Annotated in this window: 15 protein-coding genes and 1 pseudogene; 3 read left to right on the forward strand and 13 right to left on the reverse strand. The window is 64.0% G+C overall.

Annotated features, from left to right (window positions below):
* From APH25_RS13040 to pmbA, 5 genes and pseudogenes are all read right to left on the reverse strand, one after another.
* Window positions 1-612, reverse strand: coding sequence for a superoxide dismutase (locus APH25_RS13040; protein WP_060482221.1), 612 nt, complete (start codon window positions 610-612; stop codon window positions 1-3).
* A 1-nt stretch (window position 613) separates the two neighbouring features.
* Window positions 614-1,056: pseudogene (locus tag APH25_RS24965) on the reverse strand (hypothetical protein).
* 26 nt (window positions 1,057-1,082) lie between these two features.
* Window positions 1,083-2,459, reverse strand: a complete 1,377-nt coding sequence (locus APH25_RS13045) for a lyase family protein (RefSeq protein ID WP_060482222.1) — start codon at window positions 2,457-2,459, stop codon at window positions 1,083-1,085.
* Window positions 2,452-2,853 (reverse strand): hypothetical protein, encoded by a 402-nt coding sequence (locus tag APH25_RS13050; protein ID WP_028631538.1) that lies wholly within the window; start codon window positions 2,851-2,853, stop codon window positions 2,452-2,454. Before APH25_RS13050 ends, APH25_RS13045 begins: the two co-directional genes overlap by 8 nt.
* A 150-nt stretch (window positions 2,854-3,003) precedes the next feature.
* Window positions 3,004-4,350: a metalloprotease PmbA gene (pmbA, locus tag APH25_RS13055; protein ID WP_060482223.1), complete on the reverse strand. Its 1,347-nt coding sequence runs from the start codon at window positions 4,348-4,350 to the stop codon at window positions 3,004-3,006.
* A gap of 157 nt (window positions 4,351-4,507) precedes the next feature.
* Here pmbA and yjgA point away from each other — a divergent pair, with 157 nt between their 5' ends.
* Window positions 4,508-5,029, forward strand: coding sequence for a ribosome biogenesis factor YjgA (gene yjgA / locus APH25_RS13060; RefSeq protein WP_060482224.1), 522 nt, complete (start codon window positions 4,508-4,510; stop codon window positions 5,027-5,029).
* A 69-nt stretch (window positions 5,030-5,098) separates the two neighbouring features.
* Here the strand turns inward: yjgA and tldD are convergent, their stop codons facing one another.
* The 8 genes from tldD to mreB all read right to left on the reverse strand — a co-directional run bounded on the left by tldD (window position 5,099) and on the right by mreB (window position 16,178).
* Window positions 5,099-6,538 carry a metalloprotease TldD gene (gene tldD / locus APH25_RS13065; protein WP_060482225.1) on the reverse strand — a complete coding sequence of 480 codons (1,440 nt, stop codon included), beginning with the start codon at window positions 6,536-6,538 and terminating at the stop codon, window positions 5,099-5,101.
* A gap of 2 nt (window positions 6,539-6,540) precedes the next feature.
* Window positions 6,541-7,392, reverse strand: a complete 852-nt coding sequence (locus APH25_RS13070; protein WP_060482226.1) for a carbon-nitrogen hydrolase family protein — start codon at window positions 7,390-7,392, stop codon at window positions 6,541-6,543.
* Between the two features lie 8 nt (window positions 7,393-7,400).
* A complete protein-coding gene (locus APH25_RS13075) occupies window positions 7,401-11,216 on the reverse strand; it encodes a YhdP family protein (protein ID WP_060482227.1) in 3,816 nt (1,271 codons plus the stop codon).
* Window positions 11,217-11,295: 79 nt separating this feature from the next.
* On the reverse strand, window positions 11,296-12,753 hold the full coding sequence (gene rng / locus APH25_RS13080; protein WP_028631544.1) for a ribonuclease G: 1,458 nt from the start codon (window positions 12,751-12,753) through the stop codon (window positions 11,296-11,298).
* Window positions 12,754-12,807: 54 nt separating this feature from the next.
* Window positions 12,808-13,407: a nucleoside triphosphate pyrophosphatase gene (locus APH25_RS13085; protein ID WP_060482228.1), complete on the reverse strand. Its 600-nt coding sequence runs from the start codon at window positions 13,405-13,407 to the stop codon at window positions 12,808-12,810.
* Between the two features lie 32 nt (window positions 13,408-13,439).
* Entirely contained in the window at window positions 13,440-13,928 is a 489-nt protein-coding gene (gene mreD / locus APH25_RS13090; RefSeq protein ID WP_028631546.1) for a rod shape-determining protein MreD, read from the reverse strand.
* The gene (mreC, locus tag APH25_RS13095; RefSeq protein ID WP_060482229.1) at window positions 13,928-14,917 is read right to left on the reverse strand and encodes a rod shape-determining protein MreC; all 990 of its coding nucleotides are present in this window, start codon (window positions 14,915-14,917) and stop codon (window positions 13,928-13,930) included. Before mreC ends, mreD begins: the two co-directional genes overlap by 1 nt.
* A gap of 223 nt (window positions 14,918-15,140) precedes the next feature.
* Window positions 15,141-16,178: a rod shape-determining protein MreB gene (gene mreB / locus APH25_RS13100; protein WP_003255163.1), complete on the reverse strand. Its 1,038-nt coding sequence runs from the start codon at window positions 16,176-16,178 to the stop codon at window positions 15,141-15,143.
* 205 nt (window positions 16,179-16,383) lie between these two features.
* Between mreB and gatC the strand changes: the two genes are divergently transcribed.
* Both gatC and gatA read left to right on the forward strand, forming a co-directional pair.
* Window positions 16,384-16,671 carry an Asp-tRNA(Asn)/Glu-tRNA(Gln) amidotransferase subunit GatC gene (gene gatC / locus APH25_RS13105; protein WP_028631548.1) on the forward strand — a complete coding sequence of 96 codons (288 nt, stop codon included), beginning with the start codon at window positions 16,384-16,386 and terminating at the stop codon, window positions 16,669-16,671.
* A 15-nt stretch (window positions 16,672-16,686) separates the two neighbouring features.
* Window positions 16,687-18,138, forward strand: a complete 1,452-nt coding sequence (gatA, locus tag APH25_RS13110) for an Asp-tRNA(Asn)/Glu-tRNA(Gln) amidotransferase subunit GatA (protein WP_028631549.1) — start codon at window positions 16,687-16,689, stop codon at window positions 18,136-18,138.
* The last annotated feature ends 9 nt before the right edge of the window (window positions 18,139-18,147 follow it).

Below are 18,147 nucleotides of genomic sequence, written 5' to 3' on the forward strand. Positions count from 1 at the left end.
TCACTGAATGGCGGCGTGGTAACGGCGCTCCACTTGCGCCCAGTCGATGACGTTGTAGAACGCCCCGATGTATTCAGGGCGGCGGTTCTGGTACTTCAGGTAGTACGCGTGCTCCCAGACGTCCAGCCCGAGGATGGGTGTGTTGCCGTGCATCAACGGGCTGTCCTGGTTGCCGCTGCTTTCGACAAGCAGTGTTTTCTGCGGGGTCACGCTGAGCCACGCCCACCCGCTGCCGAAGCGCGTCAAGGCGGCCTTGGTAAAGGCGTCCTTGAACGCCTCGAACCCGCCCAGCTGTGCAGTGATCGCCTGGGCCAGCTCGCCTTCAGGTTCACCGCCGCCCTGTGGCGACATCACAGTCCAGAACAGGCTGTGGTTGGCGTGGCCGCCGCCATGGTTGGTCACCGCGCCGCGCAGGTTTTCGGGCAAGCTCGCTACCGCTGCCACCAGTTTCTCCACCGGCCACTCTGCCCACTGCGTTCCCTCGACGGCGGTGTTAAGGCCGTTGACGTAGGTCTGGTGGTGCTTGGTGTGGTGAATTTCCATGGTCTGCGTGTCGATGTGCGGTTCCAGCGCGGCGTAGGCGTAGGGCAGTGCAGGCAAGGTATGCGGCATGTCAGTGGATTCCGTAGGTCTGGTTATTGGGCGTTGCATCCGGCACCCGTGTGCTGGCCGGAGTGCTGTGGCGATTGAGCAAACGTTCGGTGCGGGGGTATTGCCCATACTCGGCAATGAAACTGAGCAATTCGCTGTAGGTGCGCGAACTGTGACGCAGCGCGGCGTCGCGCAGTGCCTGGGGCAGGCGCAGGTCCTGGCAGGCCTGCAGCAGCCGCTGGTGGAATCAGCACTCTCCTGCGGCTGGTTCAGCCGCAGGTGCAGGTCGGCCAGGTTGTGGTGCGCAACGACCAAGGCGGCTACTGCCTCGTCGGCGTCATGCCAGCGCTCGAACAGCACCTGGGCCAGGGCCAGGGCTTGTAGGTAATGTTCACGGGCATCGACCAGCTGTCCTTGCTCGAACAGCCGGTTGGCGGCTTGCGTGGTGCGTTTCCAGTGCTGCATGACGGGCCTCCAGGCGGTGACGCGAGTCAGATGCCGCCAGCGGTGAGTTTTTCCGGGTCGAGCAACGCCTGCAGCTGATCGCGGGACAGGTCTGTGTGCTCCAGCGCGACGTCGATGATGGGGCGCCCCTGCTTGTAGGCGGTTTTGGCAATTTCGGCAGCCTTGAGGTAGCCAATGATCGGGTTGAGCGCGGTCACCAGAATCGGGTTGCGCGCCAGCGCTTCCTTGAGCTTGTCCTCGTTGACCTTGAAGGTGGCAATGGCCTTGTCCGCGAGCAGCCTGCTGACATTGGCCATCAGCTCGATGCTCTCCAGCAGGTTGCGTGCGATGACGGGCAGCATCACGTTCAACTCGAAGTTGCCGGACTGCCCGGCCACGGCGATGGTGGCGTCATTGCCGATGACTTGCGCCGCCACCATGGCCGTGGCCTCGGGAATGACCGGGTTGACCTTGCCAGGCATGATCGAAGAGCCGGGCTGTAACCCCTGCAGTTCGATTTCGCCCAACCCGGCCAGGGGCCCGGAGTTCATCCAGCGCAGGTCGTTGGCAATCTTCATCAATGCCACGGCAGTGGTCTTGAGCTGACCGGACAAAGCCACCGCAGTGTCCTGGGAGCCGATGAGGGCAAACAGGTTCTGCCCAGGGGTGAACGCCACGCCGGTCAGCGTGCTGAGCTGCTGGGCAAAGCTGGCGGCGAAGCGCGGGTGGGCGTTGATCCCGGTACCCACCGCCGTCCCGCCCTGGGCCAGGGCCTGCAGGCTCGGCAAGGTGGCCTCGATATGCGCCTTGGCAGCATCGACCTGGGCGGCCCAGCCATCGAGTACCTGGCTCATGCGCACGGGCATGGCGTCCATCAGGTGGGTACGGCCAGTCTTCACGAACTGATGCACCTGCTGGGACTTGTGCTCGATCACCTGCACCAGGTGGCTCAAGGCCGGCAACAGCTGCTCATGCAAGGCCAACGCCGCGCTGACGTGGATGGTAGTGGGGATGATGTCATTGCTGCTCTGGCCACAGTTCACGTGATCGTTGGGGTTGACCACTTCGCCCAGCACGCGAGTGGCCAAGGTGGCGATCACCTCGTTGGCATTCATGTTGGAACTGGTGCCGGACCCGGTCTGGAACACATCGACCGGAAAATGCCCGATGAAGCCTTCGGCCAGCAATTGCTCGACCGCCTTGACGATGGCTTGCCCCTGGGCGGCAGGCAGTTGCTCCAGCTCGATGTTGGCCTTGGCGGCAGCGGCCTTGGCCAGCAGCAGGGCACGAATGAACTGCACCGGCATACGTTGCCCGCTGACCGGAAAGTTGTCGACCGCGCGCTGGGTCTGGGCACCGTACAGGGCCTGGGCAGGCACCTGCAGTTCGCCCATGCTGTCGCGCTCGATTCGGGTATCACTCATCATCAAGTCCTTGCATCAGTTCTTCAGGAGAAATCGACGGCAACAGGCGGCAATTAGCCAGTTGCAGGGCATAGGGTTGCCAGCGCTGGTTCTGCTCCTGGCGGTCGAGGTTGCGCAGGTCCAGCAACGGGCGCCATGCCTGGTCCAGGCACAGGCATCGCCAGTGCCAGGGCAGCATGCGGTCACAGGCGGTATCGAGCAGCAGGCGGAAGGAAGTCAGCGCCACCGTCCATGGCGAGGTCTCGGTGCAACACACCAGGTAGCGGCCCTCGGCAAGGTAGTGCTCGATCAGGCGCGGCTCATCGGCTTCAAGCGCGCAACGGATGCGACGGCTCAACCAGCGCCAGTTTTCCAGGTAGGGGAGTTCGCGTAGGACGGTATTCATGAACATCATCGCCGGGTGACTGGATAATGATATTCATTATTAATTGATAAATAGAATCAATTCAAGCGGGGTGTGGGATTAAAAAAAACCGGCGCTTGGCCGGTTTGGTGATTTGCAGCACAAAGGGCCGCACAGCGGCCCCAACAAAACGAGGGGCCGTTAACTGCCCGCTACCGTCATCTGCTCGATCAACACCGAGCCTGTATGAATATTGCTGCGTGTCTCGAGATCGCTGCCGATGGCGACAATTTGCTGGAACATGTCCCTCATGTTGCCGGCAATGGTCACTTCTTGCACAGCGTGCTGGATTTCGCCATTTTCAACCCAGAAGCCTGCAGCACCGCGGGAGTAATCGCCGGTTACCATGTTCAGGCCATGTCCCATCAGCTCGGTTACCAGCAAGCCACGCCCCATGCGCCGGATCAGGGCCGCCTGGTCTTCTTCACCATGGGTAACGAACAGGTTGTGCACGCCACCCGAGTTGGCGGTGCTCGGCAGCCCCAGCTTGCGGCCGGAATAGGTGCCCAGCAGGTAGGACACCAGCTCGCCTTTGTCGACGAATGGCTTGGCATACGTGGCCAGGCCGTCGCCATCGAATGCGGCACTGCCCAATGCCCGGGGAATGTGCGGGCGCTCATCCAGGGTCAGCCAGGACGGAAACAGGCGCTGGCCCAGCGCCCCTTCGAGGAAGGACGACTTGCGGTACAGGTTGCCGCCTGAAACAGCTGCCAGGAAGCTGCCGAACAGCCCGCCCGCCAACTCTGCCGAGAACAGCACCGGCACCTCGCAGGTGGGCACCGGGCGCGCGCCCAGGCGGCTGGCCGCACGCTGGGCAGCGCGCACGCCAATGCTGCGCGGGTCTGCCAGCAGGTTGCCTTGACGGTTGACGTCGTACCAGTAGTCACGCTGCATCTGGCCATCGCCTTCAGCGATCATCACGCAGCTCAGGCTATGCCGGGTGGAGGCATAACTGCCGACGAAGCCATGGCTGTTGCCGTACACACGGCAGCCCTGGTGAGTATTGAGGGTGGTGCCGTCGGCATTGAGGATACGGGGGTCGGCATCGAACGCGGCCGCCTCACAGGCAAGAGCCATCTCGATGGCCCGCTCGGGCTCCAGGTTCCAGTCATGGTAGAGGTCCAGGTCTGGAATGTCGCGCGCCATCAATGCGGCGTCTGCCAGGCCCGAACACGCGTCCTCGGAGGTATGTTTGGCAATGGCCAGGGCCGCCGCTACGGTTTCCCTGATCGCGTCGGGGCCGCTGGCCGATGTGCTGGCCGAACCCTTGCGCTGGCCCACATACAAGGTGATGCCAAAGCCCTGATCGCGGTTGAACTCGACGGTTTCAACTTCCCGCTGGCGTACCGTGGTGGACAGGCCCTGCTCCAGCGACACCGCCACTTCGCAAGCGCTGGCGCCCTGGCGGCGTGCCTCGGCGATTATCGCCTCAACCTGCTCCTGCAATGCTGGCAGGTCTTTCGGACCTACGCTCTGGACTGCACTCATGGTGATCTCCACTCAAATTCTGCATTCACCGGGGGGTCAATCTACGACCGGGCCGGACAAGCGGCCCCCGGGTGGTTATCATGGCGGCAATTTTCAGGCCTTGTACGAAAAGTGCCTACGTGGCGACTTTTCATAAATACCCAAGCGGACTGCCCCCATGGTTGATTCAAACGACGACGCCTTCGACGGCGAAAAAAGCAAAACCCAGATCAAGCGTGAACTGCACGCGCTGGTCGAACTTGGCGAACGCCTCACAACCCTCAAGGCCGACACGCTGGCCCGCCTGCCGCTCACCGACGAGCTGCGCAAGGCCCTGGCCGAGGCCAGCAAACACACCGCTCACGGCGCCCGCAAACGGCATATGTCGTTCGTCGGCAAGTTGATGCGGGTACAGGACCTGGATGCCATCCAGGCACTGCTTGAACAGATGGACAGCTCCACGCGCCAGTACAACGAACGCTTCCACGGCCTTGAGCGCTGGCGCGACCGGTTGATCGATGGCAATGACGAAGACCTTGAGCGCTTCGTCAACGAATACCCTGATACCGACCGCCAGCAGCTGCGCTCCCTGGTGCGCCACGCCCAGCACGAGAAGGCACGTAACAAACCACCGGCTGCATCGCGCAAGGTATTCAAGTACATCCGCGACCTCGACGAGCTGCAGCGCGGCTTGTGCTGACCCTCCAGGCGGCCGCTGCACCAGCCTGGGTGCCAGCGGCCGCCCGCGGCCGGCAGCCTGCGGGCGTATTCACGCGCCGGTACCACCGACGGTGATTGCGTCCAGCTTCAAGGTTGGCTGGCCCACACCCACCGGCACCGACTGCCCATCCTTGCCGCAGGTGCCTACGCCACTGTCCAGGGCCAGGTCGTTGCCGACCATCGACACCCGGCTCATGGCTTCCGGGCCATTGCCGATCAGGGTAGCGCCCTTTACCGGTGCGGTGATCTTGCCGTCTTCGATCAGGTAAGCCTCACTGGTTGAAAACACAAACTTGCCGCTGGTGATATCGACCTGCCCACCACCGAGGTTGGCGCAGTAGATGCCTTTTTTCACCGACGCGATGATTTCCTGCGGGTCGCTCTCGCCTGCGCGCATGTAGGTGTTGGTCATGCGCGGCATCGGCAGGTGGGCGTAGGACTCACGGCGCCCGTTGCCCGTCACCGCCATGCCCATCAGGCGCGCGTTGAGCTTGTCCTGCATGTAGCCCTTCAGCACCCCGTTCTCGATCAGGGTGGTGCATTCGGTCGGGGTCCCTTCGTCGTCCACGCTCAGCGAACCGCGCCGCCCTTCCAGGGTGCCGTCGTCGACGATGGTGCACAGGCTGGAGGCCACCTTCTGACCGATGCGGCCACTGAACGCCGAACTGCCCTTGCGGTTGAAGTCACCTTCCAGGCCGTGGCCCACAGCCTCGTGCAGCAGCACACCGGACCAGCCAGAGCCCAGTACCACCGGCAGGGTACCTGCCGGCGCCGGTATGGCCTCCAGGTTTACCAGCGCCTGCCGCAGGGCCTCGCGGGCATAGCCCATCACCCGCTCTTCGGTGAAGAAGCGGTAGTCGGTACGCCCGCCACCGCCCTGCCCGCCCCGCTCGCGGCGGCCATTCTGCTCGACGATGACGCTGACGTTGAAGCGCACCAGCGGGCGCACGTCTGCAGCCAGGCTGCCATCGGCTGCCGCAACAAGGATGCGTTCCCAGACCCCGGCCATGCTCACGCTGACCTGCTGAATACGCGGGTCCAGTGCGCGGGTAGCCACATCGACACGCTTGAGCAGCTCGACCTTTTCGGCACGGCTGAGCACGTCCAGCGGGCTGTCCGCCGTATACAGCGCTGGCACCTGCTGTGTGCGGAAGGCCTGCACGCTGCCGTTCTGCCCGGCGCGGGAAATTGAACGCGCGGCACGGGCAGCGGAGGTCAGCGCCTCCAGGTTGATCGCGTTACTGTAGGCAAAGCCGGTTTTTTCACCGGCCTGGGCGCGTACGCCGACGCCCTGATCGAGGTTGAAGCTGCCTTCCTTGACGATGCCGTCTTCCAGCGCCCAGGTTTCGGATACCTGGCCCTGGAAATACAGATCGGCCGCATCGATACCGGGGCCGGCCAATTCACCCAGCACGCTCTGCAGGCTGTCCAGGGTCAGGCCGCCTGGGGTCAGGAGCTGTTCGCTGACGGTGGATAACATCTGGCTCATAGTCACTCCGAGGTGTGCGCAGGCCGCAACGCGCCCTGCGAAAAAAAGCGCCGGTGTTCGATCACCGGCATGCGCGCCCGGATGGACGCCTGTTGTTGGCTGTCGCGCTCGGCAAGCAGTACCGCTTCGCCTTGCGCCTGTTGTGCAACGACCCGCCCCCACGGGTCCACGATCGCTGCATGGCCGTAAGTGTGGCGCTCGCCAGGGTGTGTACCGCCCTGCGCCGCCGCCAGTACATAGCACTGGGTTTCGATGGCCCGGGCACGCACCAGCACGTCCCAGTGTGCCGCGCCCGTCACAGCAGTGAAGGCGGCAGGTGCTGTAATCAGTTCGGCACCCGCCGCCCGCAATTCGCTGTACAGCTCGGGGAAGCGCAGGTCGTAGCACACGCTCAACCCCACACGCCCTGCCGGCGTATCTGCCACCACCACCTGCGCGCCGTGGGCGTAGTCATCAGACTCGCGGTAGCGGCCACGGTTATCGGCCACATCCACGTCGAACAGGTGCAGCTTGTCGTAACGTGCCACCTGCTCGCCGTGCTCATCGATGAGCAGCGAGCAGGCATGCGCCTTGGCATTCGGCTGACCTGCAGGCGGCAATGGCAATGTACCTGCCACTACCCATAACCTGAGGTCGCGGGCGACGCGTTTCAACCATGGCAGTATCGGCCCCTGCCCCAGCGCTTCGGCGCGACCAATGGCGGCGGCGTCCTTGCGGCCCATGGCGGCGAAGTTTTCCGGCAGCACGGCCAAGCGTGCGCCGCCTGCTGCTGCCTGCTCCAGCAGGGCACTGGCACGCGCCAGGTTTTCCAGTACGCCGTCCTGGCTGACCATCTGGATGACCGCAGCCTTCATGGGCACTCCTAGCGGGACTTCTCGAAAGGTTTCACAAAGGTGATTCTAGGCTCTTTCCACGGGCCTTCTACCCGGTAGTGCACACTGGCGATGCGTGAGACGCGGTCACCAATCAGCCGATCGACTAGGAACAGCGCGCCCCCCACTGCCGGGGCACCCACGATCAGCGCCGCCAGTGGCAGGTTGTTGGTGACCGGGAGGCTAACCTGCAGGTTCGCCGCGACCGTGTCGCGCACCATGTCCAGCGTGCCATCGAGCTCGAAATCGCTTGAAGGCCCGGTGACCGAGATCGGCGTACGCGTCACGTATACGCCGTTGCTCGCCACCAGCAAGCCTTTTAGCCGGTCGTAGGCCAGGCCCTTGTCGAACAGGTCAGAGAAGTCCAGGCGCAGACGCCGCCCAATGGAGTTGAAGTTGAGCAGGCCGAACACCCGCAATGCCTGGGCACCACCGTCCACTTCGACGAACTGGCCGGACCGCAGCGCTGCGTCCAGGCTCCCCGAGAAGCGCTTGAGGCTGATCGCAGCCGGCGATCCCGGCCAACGGCCGTCCACATCCAGGCGGAAATCGCGGCTGCTCACGGTCGGGGCAAAGCCCCAGGCAGTGAGCACATCGGCCAGGTTCTTGCCCTGCAACCGCCCCTTGTACCAGCTACTGGCGCTGCCGACGCCACCCTCCCAGCCGCCGCCGCCATTGATGCGCAGGCCCTTGAGGTCCAGGTCCAGGTCGCTGGCAGCGACGCCGCGCGTGGTTGGCCGCAGCTTGATGGCGGCGCTGCCGTACAGTTCATCCCCGCGGTACAGCTTATCGATGCGCAGGTCCAGCGGTGGCACTTTGCGCGGGTCGAATGACGCCAGCGGGTCGGCACCCTCTTCGGCCTGGGCCTGCCCGGCATCGCTGGCCGGCAGGCGAAGCGTTTGCAGGTGCACCGTCATGGGCGCGCCCTTGGCGTCAGGCAGGCGGGCGTCCCCAATCACTTCGCGGCTGTCCAGGCGCAGCGCCCAGGCCGGGCCACTGCGGGCCAGGCGCACCACGGCCTGGTTAAGCTGCGTGCCAAACGCCTTGAGCTGGCCAATGGTCAGGTCCACGCTCTGCAGCAGTTGCTTGGCACTGCCACCAGGGTCGCTGCCACCCAGCTTTTCGGCCTGCGCCTGCCAGGGCGCCAGGTCGAGGGCCTCCAGCCGGCCCCGCACCCGCAGCCCCTGGCCTGCGGGAGGCTGAGGCTGGCCCGGGCCAAGCAGCAATTCACCGCCGCCTTGGGTCAGCTTGTCGGCTGGCGCGGTGTAGGCCAGCTGGGCAAGGTCGGTGTAGGCGGCATCGATACGCCGCTGCGGGCCCTGTAGGGTCAGGCTGAAGCGGCTGGCGCGGCTATCACCTGCGGCTTTACCGAAAGGTGCAGGCAAGTCGATTGACAGCCCTTTGAGGGTGGAATTGACGGTGAGCAGGTTTTCCCGGCTGCCCAGGCTCAACTGCAGGTCGTATGGCAGGTCGCCGGATGCCGGCAGGGCCTGATCGAACTGCAGCCATTGGGTCAACGTCTTGAGCGACACCTGGCCGCTAGCGCTGATGCGCGTCTGCATCTGCCCCGGCTGGCCTTCTGCGGCAATTTGCGCCGTCACCGGCTTGCCGAAGGCCTGCAAGGTGATGCCCTTGCCGCTCAGGCCCTTGTCGTAGTCGAAGCTGAAATCACCCTTGAGCCGGCTCAGTTCCAACGTCGGTGGCGCAACCTTCAGCCGGGCATCGCGCGTGGCGAAGTCCACCTGCACGTTTGGCCGCTGCCCATGCGCCAGGGGGATGTCGAGCTTGACCTTGCCCTTGAGCGGGCCCTCGCCGTCCCAGCCGGCAAAGATGTCGCTGGTGCCGATGGGGGCTTCCTTGAGGATGCTGAGGCCGTCGGCCAGGCGACCATCGAAGTTGCCGTCCAGATACAGGTGGCTGTCCCGGCCCTCTGCAACGTGGGGGATATCGACCTTGACGTCGCTGACCTTGGTATTGAGCAACAGGCCTTGCCGCGCCCGGATGCGCACCCCGCTGTCTTCGATGAACACATCACCAGCCACCTGCTGCACCTGTGGCCAGCCAGGCTGGAAGTCCAGGGCAGCGTCATGCACCTTGAAGAACAGGCTGATGCTGCGCGCCTCAGGCACGGCACCGTGGTTGAGCGAACCCTGGTACTGGAAGTAGCCTTCGTCCACTGCCCCCTTGACGATGGCGCTGCGCAGCCACTGGTCGAGGGCCGGGCTCAGCACCTCGGGCAAGTATTTCGCAGTGTAGCGGCCGTCGCCGTCGGTCAGGCCGACACGCAGGTCCATGTAATCCTCGCGGCCTTTTTCGAACCACAGGCGGATGAGGAAATCACCGGCAATCTTGCCCTCATCGCCCACCACCTTGAGATAAGGGGCAACGAGGGTGAACCCCTGCTTGTCGAGGGCCCAGGTGAGGCGCGCGTTGGCCTTCTGGTAGTGCCAGGGCTTGGCGAAGATAGGGTACAAGTGCAGCATGAACGCGTCGGTGTCCAGGCGCAGCTCGCCGTGGCCCAGGTCGCCACTGATGCTGCCGCTGACGTTACCGGCGGCAGGCGCGTTGTGGTAGGCGTTGAAGCCGACCTTTTCCAGGTTGGCTTCGAATTGCAGGCGCTGATCACCTTCAGCCTTGGGTTTTGCCTGCATGCGCACATTGCGCAGCGCACCGGTCACCTGCAACCCATCAACCACGGCCATCGCCTGTGAGGGCAACGGCGCCAGCGCGTGGATCAGCGGGGTCAGGGGCGTGAGGTCGAGGCGGTCTGCCTGCAGGTGCCAGGTTTCATCGGCCGGGGCTTGACCTGCACGTTGCTGCAGTTGCAGGTGCGACTCCCAGCGTTGCTTGGCAAGGTCCATGGCCAGCGAGTCGACCACCACATCAAAACCGTCGCCCTGGCGCTGGAACCAGGCATTGAAGGCGAGGTTGTTCACTTTCGCCGGCTTGCGGCCCTCGAGCGCGCCCTGCAATTGCGGCGCGTTGAGCCGCACTGTTGCCTGCTGCAGCTCCCTGTCGCGCCAGTCTATCCAGAACTCACCACCGGCCTGCAACGTGTCGGCATGCCATTGGCCCAGCAGGCGGGGCGGTAACCAGCGCGCCCAGTCGCTTTGCGGCAGGCTCAGGTAGGTTTGCACCTGGGCATCGCGCCAGGCGTCGGCGGAGGCGCGGCTGCGCAGGTTCAGTGCCATGGGTTGCCCATCGGGCAGGGTGGCCCGCAGTTCCAGCACCTGGCGAGCACTGCCGGCACGCAAACCTGCACTCATATAAGTGAGGGTCAGCGGGTCGCGCTGCCAGGCCTGCAAGGTCACCTGGCTATCGAAGATATCAAGGCGCCCCAGCTGGCCAAGGCGCTGCAACAGTTTTGCCGGGTCCAGTGGCGCGTCGTCCTGCTTGGGCAGGCCCTCAAGTTGCCAGCCGCCCTGCTCGTCCTCACGGGCAATCAGTTGCAGGCCGCTGAGCTGAATGCGTGACAGCCTGACTTCACGGGCCAGCAGGCTGCCCCAGATATCCGGCACGACCCGAACGTCGTCCAGGCGCAGGGCCGTGGCGCCCTCGCCCAATTGCAGGTCGCGTACTTTGAACACCGGGGCCAGCCTGCTCCAATGGCCCTCCAAGGCCCCGATGTGCACGGGTACCCCGAGCGCCTCGGCCGCTTTACGCTGCACGTCGGCGCGGTACTCGGCCACCAGGGGCACCAGTTCGCGCCCCAGGCTGGCGTACAGCGCCAGCAATACCACCAGCAGGGCGCACACGCCCAGCCCCCAGCGGGTCAGGACGACAAGAACGCGGCTTACACGCGCCATGGCCAAGGCCCTCCAGGTCGTCTATGCAGCATGGCCCGTGGAATGGGTTTTGCCAGGCCACGGCGGGCGTCAGGCGGCCTCAGAGCAGCACCACGTCATACTGCTCCTGCGAATACATCGACTCGACCTGAAAGCGAATGGTTCGACCGATGAAGGCCTCCAGTTCAGCGACGTTGCCGGATTCCTCATCCAGCAGACGGTCCACCACCTTCTGGTTGGCCAGCACGCGGTAGCCCTCGGCCTGATAGGCGCGAGCCTCGCGCAGAATCTCACGGAAGATTTCGTAACAGATGGTTTCAGGGGTTTTCAGTTTGCCGCGGCCCTGGCACGCCTGGCACGGCTCACACAGCACCTGCTCCAGGCTTTCGCGGGTCCGCTTGCGGGTCATCTGCACCAGCCCCAGTTCGGTGATGCCGATGATGTTGGTCTTGGCGTGGTCACGCTCCAGCTGTTTTTCCAGGGTGCGCAGCACCTGGCGCTGGTGCTCTTCATCTTCCATGTCGATGAAGTCGATGATGATGATGCCACCGATGTTGCGCAGGCGCAGTTGCCGGGCGATGGCGGTAGCGGCTTCCAGGTTGGTCTTGAAGATGGTTTCTTCAAGGTTGCGGTGGCCGACAAAGGCACCGGTGTTCACATCGATGGTGGTCATGGCTTCGGCCGGGTCGACCACCAGGTAGCCACCAGACTTCAACGGCACCTTGCGCTCCAGGGCACGCTGGATTTCGTCCTCCACGCCATACAGGTCGAAAATCGGCCGCTCGCCCGGGTAGTGTTCGAGGCGGTCGGCGATCTCCGGCATCAGCTCTTCGACGAACTGCGTGGTTTTCTGGAAGGTTTCCCGGGAATCGATGCGGATCTTCTCGATCTTGGGGTTTACCAGGTCACGCAGGGTACGCAGGGCCAACCCCAGATCTTCGTAGATGACCATGGGGGCGCCGCAGCTTTTGATCTGCGCGCCGATTTGCTCCCACAGCCTGCGCAGGTAGCGGATGTCCTGCAGGATTTCCTCGGCCCGGGCACCTTCGGCGGCGGTGCGTAGGATGAACCCACCGGCGTCCTTGATGTTTTCGCTGTCCATGCAGTCACTGACCACACGCTTGAGGCGCTCGCGCTCGGCTTCGTCCTCGATCTTCAGGGAAATGCCCACATGGCTGCTGCGCGGCATGTACACCAGGTAGCGCGAGGGGATCGAAAGCTGGGTGGTCAGGCGCGCGCCCTTGGTGCCGATCGGGTCCTTGGTGACCTGAACCACCAAGGCCTGGCCTTCATGGACAAGGGCCGTGATGTTTTCCACCGCAGAGCCTTCGCGCTGGGAAATTTCCGATGCGTGAATGAACGCCGCCCGCTCCAGCCCTATATCGACAAAAGCCGCCTGCATGCCCGGCAATACCCGTACTACCTTGCCCTTGTAGATGTTGCCGACGATGCCACGGCGCTGGGTGCGCTCGACGTGCACCTCCTGCAGTACCCCGTTTTCCACCACCGCCACGCGTGACTCCATCGGGGTGATGTTGATCAGGATCTCTTCACTCATGGCACGTTCTCGTCAAGGATGTTCGGTAATGATGGATCGCAGTGGGGTGGCTGGCTAGCGCGGCGCTGATACGCCGTGTTGCTGCCAGCACGCGATGGAAAACGCATCCAGCAGGCGCGCAGTTTCGAACAGGGGCAGGCCGACCACGGTCGAGTAACTGCCCATCAGTTCCCTGACAAAAACTGCGCCCAGGCCCTGGATGGCGTAGCCGCCGGCTTTGTCATGGGGCTCACCGGTGGCCCAGTAGCGCTGCGCTTCTTCTGGGCTGATGGCACGGAAATAGACATGGGTACCCACGCACACGTCCAGGCAGCGAGCGCCGTCGGTCACGGCCACGGCGGTGATCACCTGATGATGGTCATCTGACAGCTGCGCGAGCATGGCCAGCGCGTGTTCCCGGTCACGGGGCTTGCCAAGGATCTGGCCGCCAATCGACACCACGGTATCGGCACCCAGCACCACACCGGGGCCGTTGAGCCCGGCCAGGCCGGCAGCCGCCTTCGCACGGGCAAGGCGCAGGGCGTACTCGGAGACGCCTTCATCCGGCAGCGGGGTTTCGTCGACAGAGGCACTGATAACGGAAAAGTCGACGCCGATCTGAGCCAACAGTTCGCGCCGACGGGGTGAGCCAGAAGCCAGGTAAAGCGGGGTCATCGGACATCTCCCTGTCAGTGGCACCGTGGCCGTCAATTGATGTGCAGGCGTCGGCGTACGTCGCGCAAGGCAAAGCTTATCCATGGCCAGAGCAGTGCACTGATCACAGCCGACCAGACCAGTGCCAGGGTCGGCAGGCGGTTACCGGTGAGCGCGCTGAGCCACAGCTGAACCAGCTGGGCGATACCGAACACCACCAGGATCACCAGGCTCTGCTGCCACATGGGGAACATGCGCAAGCGCTGTTGCAGTGACAGCACGAGGAAGGTGATCAGGGTGAGAATAAGCGCGTTTTGCCCAAGCAGGGTGCCGTAGAGCACATCCTCGGCCAGGCCAAGCACGAATGCCGTGGTCATGCCGACTTTGTGCGGCACGGCGAGGGTCCAGAACGACACCAGCAAGGCCAGCCACATGGGACGGAACACTTCCATGAACTGAGGCATGGGCGACACGCTGAGCAGCAGGCCGATGGCGAAGGTCAGCCAGATGAACCAGCCATTGTTGCGGCGCGACGCTGCCATCACGGCCTCCTGGGTTGAGCGGTTGCCGCCGGGGCCGCTGCCGGTGTGGCAGGTTGCGCTGCGGGTGTGGCGGGCTTGGCTGGCGTGGTGCCAGCCGGTGTGGCGGGCGTGGTCGCTGCCGGCGCAGCCTGCTCGGGTGCGGCTGTGCCCTGCCCGGCTGCCGGCGCCCCCTTGCGGTCGGCCTCTTCCTGGGCGATGGCGGCATCGGTGGCCCGCTCTTCCGGGGTGCGGCGATCACTGAACACCAGCAACATGTAGCGGCTGCGGTTCAGCGCGGCAGTGGGGATGGCGCGCACGATGGCAAACGGCTGGCCGGAGTCGTGGATCACTTCGTTGACCGTGGCAACGGGGTAGCCTGCCGGGAAACGCTGGCCCATGCCGGAGCTGACCAGCAAGTCCCCTTCCTTGATGTCTGCCGTATCGGCCACGTGACGCAGCTCCAGCCGTTCGGGGTTGCCGGTACCGCTGGCAATGGCGCGCAGGCCGTTACGGTTGACCTGTACCGGAATGCTGTGGGTGGTATCAGTGAGCAGCAGCACCCGTGAGGTGTAGGGCATCAACTCGACCACCTGGCCCATCAGGCCACGCGCATCGAGTACCGGCTGGCCCAGGAATACGCCGTCACGCTCACCCTTGTTGATCAGGATACGGTGGGTGAACGGGTTGGGGTCGACACCGATCAGTTCGGCCACCTCAACCTTTTCATTAACCAGTGCCGATGAGTTGAGCAACTCGCGCAGGCGCACGTTCTGCTCGGTGAGGGCTGCCAGCTTCTGCAGGCGCCCCTGCAGCAGCAGGGCTTCGGTCTTGAGTTTCTCGTTTTCGGCAATCAGCTCGTTGCGGCTGCCGAACTGCCCCGCCACCCCTTGCCAGGCACGCTGCGGCAGGTCGGTGATCCAGTAGGATTCCATGAGCACCAGGCCCATCTGGCTGCGCACAGGTTTAAGCAGGTCGAAACGCGCGTCGACAACCATCAACGCGACCGACATCACTACCAGAACAAGCAGGCGCACGCCCAGCGAAGGGCCCTTGGAGAAAAGCGGTTTAATGGGCCGTTCCTCGTGGACGACTCAGGAGGTCATTGGACATGGGACAACGCACCAGCCTGGTTGCGGGTTGACGGATAAGGCGCCCGGGCGGGCGCCAGCCCAGCACATACAGGTAGCACTGTGCGCACTGCCTGTAAACCGGGGCTCGTGAACAGCGAGGGGATCACTCGCTGGAGAGCAGGTCCATCGCGTGCTTGTCCATCATTTCCAGGGCGCGACCGCCGCCACGGGCAACACAGGTCAGCGGGTCTTCGGCAACGATCACCGGCAGGCCGGTTTCCTGGGCCAGCAGCTTGTCCAGATCACGCAACAGCGCACCACCACCGGTCAGCACCAAGCCACGCTCGGCAATGTCCGAGGCCAGCTCTGGCGGGGACTGTTCCAGGGCGCTCTTGACCGCCTGAACGATGGTGGCCAGCGATTCCTGAAGGGCTTCGAGCACCTCGTTGGAATTGAGGGTGAACGCGCGTGGTACGCCTTCGGCCAGGTTGCGGCCGCGCACATCGACTTCACGCACTTCGCCACCTGGGTAGGCAGTGCCGATTTCCTGCTTGATGCGCTCGGCGGTGGATTCACCGATCAGGCTGCCGTAGTTGCGGCGTACGTAAGTGACGATGGCTTCATCGAAACGGTCGCCGCCCACGCGGACAGATTCTGCGTAGACCACGCCGTTCAGTGAGATGAGCGCGATTTCGGTGGTACCACCACCGATATCCACCACCATCGAGCCGCGGGCTTCTTCAACCGGCAGGCCAGCACCGATGGCAGCGGCCATGGGCTCTTCGATCAGGAACACTTCACGGGCACCTGCACCCAGGGCCGACTCGCGGATGGCGCGGCGTTCAACCTGGGTGGACTTGCACGGTACACAGATCAGCACACGGGGGCTGGGCTGCAGAAAGCTGTTCTCGTGAACCTTGTTGATAAAATATTGCAACATTTTTTCGCAAACGCTGAAGTCGGCGATCACGCCGTCCTTCATCGGACGAATGGCAGCAATGTTGCCAGGCGTACGGCCCAGCATGCGCTTGGCTTCGGTACCGACGGCGACGACGCTTTTCTGATTGCCATGGGTACGGATGGCAACAACCGAGGGCTCATTCAGGACGATACCGCGCTCACGCACGTAAATAAGGGTGTTGGCAGTACCCAGGTCGATGGACAGATCGCTGGAAAACATGCCACGCAGTTTCTTGAACATGGGAAAGTGACCCTGGGGAAAGCGTGGGTAAAAAAGTGCGGCAAACTCTAACAATGGCAGGGATTTTGGGCAAGGAGCCAATATGTTAAATTGGCTGTTTTTCCGAGCATGCCAGCCGATGATCGCGGCCGTTGGACCGCCAAAAAGCTGACATGTTCCTCACCGCGGACACTAATTCCGTTCTTTGTTTCCCTTGGAGATCACCATGGCGCTTGAACGCTGCGACGTGGAAAAGATCGCCCATCTGGCCCGACTGGGGCTGAATGATGGCGAACTGCCACGCATTACCGACGCCCTGAACAGCATCCTCGGGCTGGTCGACCAGATGCAAGCGGTCGATACCACTGGCATCGAGCCCCTGGCTCACCCCCTGGAGGCCAGCCAGCGGCTGCGCCCCGACCAGGTCACCGAGCACAACCAGCGCGAGGCCTACCAGGCCATCGCACCGAAGACCGAAAGCGGTCTGTACCTGGTTCCCAAAGTCATCGAGTAAGGGATAGCGCCTGCCATGCATCAATTGACCCTGGCCGAGATCGCCCGCGGGCTCGCCGACAAGTCGTTTTCTTCCGAAGAGCTGACCGGCGCCCTGCTGGCCCGCATCAAGCAGATCGACCCGCAACTCAACAGCTTCATCAGCGTCACCGACGACCTGGCCATCAGCCAGGCACGTGCCGCCGACGCCCGCCGCGCTGCCGGTGACACCGGCGTGCTGCTGGGTGCGCCCATTGCCCACAAGGACCTGTTCTGTACCCTGGGCGTGCGCACCAGCTGCGCGTCGAAGATGCTCGACAATTTCAAGGCGCCTTACGACGCCACCGTGGTAGCCAAGCTGGCCGAAGCCGGCATGGTCACCCTGGGCAAAACCAACATGGACGAGTTCGCCATGGGTTCGGCCAACGAATCCAGCCACTATGGCGCGGTGAAAAACCCCTGGAACCTCGACCACGTGCCAGGCGGCTCTTCTGGCGGTTCGGCCGCTGCCGTAGCGGCCCGCCTGCTGCCGGTGACCACCGGTACCGACACCGGCGGCTCGATCCGCCAGCCTGCCGCGCTGACCAACCTGACCGGCCTCAAACCGACCTACGGTCGCGTCTCGCGCTGGGGCATGATCGCCTACGCCTCCAGCCTCGACCAGGGCGGCCCGCTGGCCCGTACCGCCGAAGACTGCGCCCTGCTGCTGCAAGGCATGGCCGGGTTCGATGCCAAAGACTCCACCAGCATCGATGAACCGGTGCCGGACTACAGCGCCAACCTCAATGCGCCCCTGCAGGGCCTGCGCATCGGCCTGCCCAAGGAGTACTTCGGCGCGGGCCTCGACCCGCGTATCGCCGACCTGGTCCAGGCCAGCGTCAAGGAACTGGAACAGCTGGGCGCGGTGGTGAAGGAAATCAGCCTGCCGAACATGCAGCATGCCATCCCGGCGTACTACGTGATCGCGCCGGCCGAAGCCTCTTCGAACCTGTCGCGTTTCGACGGCGTGCGCTTCGGCTACCGCTGCGATGCCCCGAAAGACCTCACCGACCTGTACAAGCGCTCCCGTGGCGAGGGCTTCGGCGCCGAAGTGCAGCGCCGCATCATGGTCGGCACCTACGCCCTGTCGGCCGGCTACTACGATGCCTACTACGTCAAGGCGCAGCAGATCCGCCGCCTGATCAAGAACGACTTCATGGCCGCCTTCAACGATGTCGACCTGATCCTCGGCCCAACCACGCCGAACCCGGCCTGGAAGCTGGGCGCCAAGAGCAGCGACCCGGTCGCCGCCTACCTCGAGGACGTGTACACCATCACCGCCAACCTCGCCGGGCTGCCTGGCCTGTCGATGCCGGCCGGCTTCGTCGATGGCTTGCCGGTCGGTGTACAGCTGCTGGCACCGTACTTCCAGGAAGGCCGCCTGCTCAATGTCGCGCACCGCTACCAGCAGGTGACCGACTGGCACACCCGCGCCCCTAACGGCTTCTGAGGAATTCAC

Origin of the sequence: Pseudomonas sp. NBRC 111119 (genome assembly GCF_001320125.1) — a bacterium.
Lineage (GTDB): Bacteria > Pseudomonadota > Gammaproteobacteria > Pseudomonadales > Pseudomonadaceae > Aquipseudomonas > Aquipseudomonas parafulva.